The sequence below is a fragment of the Aminobacter sp. P4_D5 genome (assembly GCF_056401815.1).
Genome location: NZ_JBFUIP010000870.1, coordinates 1 through 646 on the forward strand (window position 1 = coordinate 1; position 646 = coordinate 646).

A 646-nucleotide genomic window follows, 5' to 3' on the forward strand; every position below is an offset into this window, starting at 1 on the left:
GACGTGGACAATGCCAGTCCGGACGACAGCGCCGCGGTCGCGCAGGCTGCGCGGCTGGGCGCGAAGGTGGTCCGGTCGGAACGGAATCTGGGCTTCGGCCCCGGCGCCAATGCGGGCTTCGCCGCGGTCGAGACCGAGTTCGGCCTCCTGCTGAATGCCGACGCCACCCTGGAGCCCGACACCATCGCCGGCCTCGTCGCGGCCGCGCGCCGCTATCCCGAAGCGGCGATGTTCGCCCCCGAGGTCATCGTCCCCGACGGCAGCATGCAATTCGGCCACGACCTGCCGTTCCGCCGCCTGCGCGGCCCGGTGGTCGAGCCCGAGGGCGACGCCTGCTGCTGGTACGTCGGCGGCTCGGCCATGTTCCTGCGGATGGCGACGTTCCGCGCGCTGGGCGGCTTCGACCCCGACATCTTCCTCTATTTCGAGGATGACGACCTCTGCCTGCGCATGCGCGCGGCAGCGCACGCGCTGGTGCATGTGTCCGGCGTGCGCGTGCGGCACGAGGGCGGTGCCAGCAGCGCGCCATCGGAGACGCTCAACTGGTGGAAGGCGTTCCATCAGGGCTGGTCGCGCCTGCATCTGGAAGCCAAGCACCACGGACGCGGCGCCGCCTGGCGGCTGGCGCTCGGCGAATGGCCGGGCC

At 72.1% G+C, this 646-nt stretch carries 1 protein-coding gene; it reads left to right on the plus strand.

The window, feature by feature from the left end; genetic code table 11:
- On the plus strand, positions 1–646 hold a 646-nt coding region (locus AC1DWF_RS35500; RefSeq protein ID WP_476843150.1), incomplete at both ends, for a glycosyltransferase family 2 protein.